Here is a 5,400-nt window from a genome sequence, read left to right as displayed (position 1 = left end):
GTAAATCACAAATGCTATCTGCAAAAGTAGGTGTTATTTGTAGTTTCATGGCTTGAATATACATCTTAATAAGTTAACAGACAATGATTTACACCCTAAGTTTGGGTCTTTGTTTTTGTCATGTACCTTGCAACGGTCTTAATTAGTTCTACAATTTGTAGCTCAATTGTATTGATTAATCTATCTCTCATATTGTGTGTGTTTTATTGTTTTTATTATATGACTTAACAAATATATATTCTAAGCAACAAGAACAATTTCAATAAACAGTGAAGTGACTTTTATTCGACATGAAGTATCGCTTGATACAGATTAAATGCTAATTTAAACGAAATTTAGATTTTTTATTTCTTCCTTTTTAAAGGATTTCGGAGCTAGGACATTAAGAGAAAATTAACTTAACATTAACTTTAATGGACTTTATACCGCATTTCTCATCAACCTTAACTTTTCTTTCATTTTGCTTTAATAAGATATTCATACGCCTATGTTAATTTTACCATTCAAATAATAACATGAATTTAAAATGAAAAAAAACTGTAAAACCAACCTATTTAAACTTATTTTACTCTTAGTTGTTCCTTTAGTATTAGGAGCAAAAGTAAACGCCCAAAATGGCACCATTCAAGGAGTTATTACTGATGAGAACGGAATGTATGTGCCAGGAGCTAATGTAATTATTGAGTCTATTAAAAAAGGTGATATAACTGATTTTGATGGAAGATTTACCATCGTTTCTGTTCCTGAAGGAACCTATATTTTAAAAATCACCTATTTAGGCTATAAAGACATAAACCATAAAGTAACCGTTGTTGCTGCAGATGCAGTAATGGTTAATGTTAAATTAAAATCTTCGAGTTTAGAATTAGAAGAAGTACAAATTATTGGTCATGGTATTAGTGGACAATCTAAGGCGTTGAATACACAAAAGAACAACTTAAACATTACCAATGTAGTTTCTACAGATCAGATAGGGAAATTCCCTGATGCTAATATTGGTGATGCCGTAAAAAGAATTCCAGGTATCACTATGCAAGTAGATCAAGGTGAAGCTAGAAATATAATTATAAGAGGACTGTCTCCGCAGTTAAACTCTGTAACTTTAAATGGTAGTAGAATTCCATCAGCAGAGGGAAATAACAGAAATGTGCAAATGGATTTAATTCCTTCTGATATGATTCAGACTATAGAGGTGACCAAAACTATTACACCAGATATGGATGCAGATGCACTTGGTGGTTCTGTAAATTTAATTACAAGAACAGCTCCCCAAGATTTCAGATTATCTGCAACTGCAGGTACAGGAATCAATTTTATTACAGATAAAAGAATCTTAAACGGATCCTTATTAGTAGGTGATAGAACCGAAAACGGAAAATTTGGTTGGATGCTTTCGGCATCAGTTAATGATAATGATTTTGGTTCTGATAATATCGAAGCAAATTGGACTGATGAATTTAATTATTATACGGGTATTGATGATGGAAATGGTGAGCCAATTTTAAAAGAAGTGGATGTAGACCCATATACAGATGAGCTTCAACAACGTACTTATATAGTGCAAAGAATCCGTAGAAGTTTATCTGCAAATTTCGAATATCAAATCAACGCCAATAACAATATTTATTTAAAAACGATGTATAATTGGCGAGATGATAGAGAAAACAGGTACGTACTAGAATACAATATTTTAGATGGTGAAGACATTGAGGTTGAGGATTTTACTGTTAGTAATGGTGTTCTTGCAAGATTTCCTGTGGATGTAAAGAGGCAAACTAAAGGAGGTATAGATAATAGTAGAAATAAAAATACTCGTTTAGAAGACCAACGTATGCAAAATTATACTTTAGGGGGTAATCACGTTTTCGGGAAATTAAAAATTGATTGGATGACTTCTTATGCAAAAGCATCTGAAGAACGTTTAGATGAGCGTTATGCAGAATTTGAATCTGAATATATTGTGCTTAATGATAATACAAATCCAGAGTACCCACTATATACTCCTGAAGATTTAGCTTATGCCAATGATTTAGAAAATTTTGTATTTGGAGAAATTACTAATGAAAATAGATATACTGATGAAGAGAATTTTAATGTATTTGTAAACTTTGAACTACCAGTAGATTTATTTGAGAATGGAGGTGGGTTTGTGAAATTTGGAGCGAGAGGTAGATTTAAAAACAAAATAAGAGACAACAATTTTTTTGACTATGATTTGGAAGACATGTATCCAAACATGTCTTTGGTTACGACTAAAAACATGTCAAAGTCAAATAATTATGTAGGTAGTCAATACCAGGCAGGTTATTTTGCTGATGAGAAATGGCTTGGAGGTTTAGATCTATCAACGGGAGGAGTATCCGTACCCGCTAATTTTTTAAGTGATAATTTTGAAGTAAAAGAAAATGTATATGCAGGTTATGCAATGATAAATCAAAAAGTTACTGAAAAATTAGATGTATTAGTTGGTCTTAGATTAGAATCAACAGATTTAACAGCCATAGGGAACGAAATTGAAGATGGAGAAAATGTAATTGGAAAAATCACTAAAAAAAATTCATATTTAAACGTGCTTCCAGGAGTTCATTTAAAATATGATTTAAATGATAAAACCGTATTTAGATTTGCTTGGACAAATACATTGGCAAGACCAAATTATGCTGATCTTATACCTACAATAGATGTCGTTTATCGTGAAGAAGAAATTGTTGTCGGGAATCCAGATTTAGATCCAACTACTTCTATGAATTTTGATTTGTCTGCAGAATATTATTTTAAGAAAGTTGGTCTTTTATCAGGAGGTTTGTTCTATAAAAGTATTAACAACTTTATTTATATATTTCAAAGTGAAGCACCAGACGATTATTATGGTTTAGACACAGCAGGATATGACGTGTTTCAATCATTAAATGGGGATGATGCTTCGGTTTTTGGAATGGAATTCGCATTTCAAAAACAACTTGACTTTTTGCCTGGGTTTGCAAAGAATTTCAACATTTATTTAAATTATACTTACCTAACATCTGATGCTAATGGTATAAGAAACGAGGACGGTGAGGAAAGAAATGATATAGATTTGCCAAACACTTCACCAAACATGTTTAACTGTTCATTAGAATATGGTTATGACAGGTTTAGTACAAGATTATCTGCTAATTTTTCTGATGCTTATGTAGATGAAATAGGAGGGAATGCTTTTGAAGATAGATACTATGACCAACAATTCTTTTTAGATTTTAACGTAAGTTTTGCTGTAAACAAAAATTTAAGAGTATTTGCGGATTGGAATAATATTACCAATCAAGAATTGCGTTATTATCAAGGTGTAAAAGAAAGAACGCAACAATCAGAGTTTTACGGAAGTAGAGTGTCGGTTGGTTTAAAGTATGATGTATTTTAGAAAGATTAATGAAACAAATAAAAACAATAAGAATGAAACAAATAATTGTATTTGCCTTTGGCGTTTTATTGCTGAATGCTTGTGAACAGAAAAGTAAATTACTGGTAATTTCTCCAGATGTTATCACCGAGAAAACACTGTATGATACTGATGATCCTGCCATTTGGGTGAATCCAAAAGACCCATCAAAAAGTATCGTTTTTGGAACCGATAAAGATACTAATGGAGCAGTTTATGCTTTTGATTTAGAAGGTAAAATTATCGAGAGTAAAACTATTAGAAACATTCAAAGACCAAACAATGTTGATGTAGAATATGGTTTAAAACTAAATGACTCTACTAAGGTTGATGTGTTGGTGTTTACTGAAAGAGAAAGGCAAGTAATTAGAGTTTTTTCTATACCAGATATGCAAGCGTTAGACAATGGAGGTATTCCTGTTTTTGAAGATGAAACAGTATTAGAAAACAGATTGCCTATGGGAATTAGCTTATATAAATCGCCTAAAGACGGAACTATTTATGCTATAGTTAGTCGTAAAACGGGTCCGTTAGAAGATTATTTGTATCAGTATGAATTGGTCTCTGATAATGATATAGTAAGCGGAAATTTAGTTCGGAAATTTGGTTCTTTTAGCGGTAAAAAGGAAATTGAAGCCATAGCAGTTGATAGCGAATTAGGGTTTGTTTATTATTCTGACGAAATGCATTGTGTTCGAAAATATTATGCAGAACCTTCTAAAGGTAATAGAGAACTATCTTGTTTTGGAGCTGAGGATTTTTTAAGGGATATAGAAGGAATTGCCATTGCTAAATATAGCGATGGAGAAGGTTATATTATAGTTTCAGACCAACAAAGAGGTCAGTTTAACCTGTATGATAGAAAAACAAATGAATTTATAAAAACTGTTGATTTATCTACTACAGCAACAGATGGCTGTGAAGTAGTAACTGTAAATTTGAATGAACAATTTTCAAAAGGCTTGTTTGTTGCAATGAATGATGCTAAAGATTTTTATTTTTATGATTTATCTAAGTTTATAGATTAAGTTCTATCTTTACTGAGTCAAAAAAGCAAGCATATTAGTGCTTGCTTTTTTCATGCATTTTTATATAGGTTCTTTCAGTATCAATCAACCCATCAAATAGAAACATAATCGGTATAAGCTTTTGAAACAAGCCTTTACAATTGCTAAATCTAGGATTTCTTACGATCAAAATTATAGAAGTACTTTACAAGTGAATTAATCAAAATTTACTTGTTTTTTACCACAGTTCTTTGTTAGGTGTAGTTATTTTCCCTCCAGTTTTTTAATCATTTTTTCAGTTTCTTCTGATGCTTTTTTTCTCCAGAAAATCGGACAGAATCATAATCTCCTTTCCGTTCATTATATTTCGTTTTTATTTCAGTCACGTGACACTTACCGACTTTTTTAAACAATTTTTTTATCGAAAGTATATCTAGCTCAAAAAGTGATTCGTTTTTGTTTTTGTCCGAATTGAAAAATATTTCAGATAATTCTTTGTCAGCATTTTCATAAATTTCTATTATTTCGTCTTCTGTTAAGTTATCATTGTCCATTTTAGCCTCAACCTCTTTATCAGTAACTGAAATAATTGGTGAGAATATATTACTATGAACTAATTGATTAATGAAAAATCGTAATTCACGTTTTTCCTTTGTAGGATTTTCTAAATCATAATGTTCATCAAATCGATGATTGTTCATTATAGTTATTTGTTTTCTATTACTTTTATAGACTTTACATTCTAAGACCGTTGCATAATGCTCTTTTCATTTTTAGATTTCAATTTTTACTTTTTAAATCTAAAATTTATGTTTTTTTCCTTATTTTCATTGTTTATGTTAGTTATGGATCTCTTTCTTGGTTCATTTTCCTTTAGTTTTTAGAATTAGTGGCAATTATCCTTGGACTTCTATATAAATTGTAACAAATAGCTTCCATCAGATTTTGAGTATGCATTTTTTCCATACCTCTGTA

3 protein-coding genes are annotated in these 5,400 nt (G+C 30.8%); 2 read left to right on the top strand and 1 reads right to left on the bottom strand.

What is annotated here, in order from left to right; all coding sequences use genetic code 11:
• The first annotated feature begins 526 nt into the window (after positions 1-526).
• The gene (locus V5787_RS08775) at positions 527-3,400 is read left to right on the top strand and encodes a TonB-dependent receptor (RefSeq protein WP_336892868.1); all 2,874 of its coding nucleotides are present in this window, start codon (positions 527-529) and stop codon (positions 3,398-3,400) included.
• Positions 3,401-3,432: 32 nt separating this feature from the next.
• On the top strand, positions 3,433-4,446 hold the full coding sequence (locus V5787_RS08770; protein ID WP_336892867.1) for a phytase: 1,014 nt from the start codon (positions 3,433-3,435) through the stop codon (positions 4,444-4,446).
• Between the two features lie 266 nt (positions 4,447-4,712).
• On the opposite strand, the gene V5787_RS08765 is transcribed toward V5787_RS08770, so the two are convergent.
• A complete protein-coding gene (locus tag V5787_RS08765) occupies positions 4,713-5,126 on the bottom strand; it encodes a hypothetical protein (protein ID WP_336892866.1) in 414 nt (137 codons plus the stop codon).
• Positions 5,127-5,400: the final 274 nt, after the last annotated feature.

The organism is Flavicella sp., from assembly GCF_037132785.1.
Classification (GTDB): Bacteria; Bacteroidota; Bacteroidia; order Flavobacteriales; family Flavobacteriaceae; genus Flavicella.
Note: the sequence above shows the minus strand (reverse complement) of the source record. Positions and strands in the feature narration are given on the sequence as shown.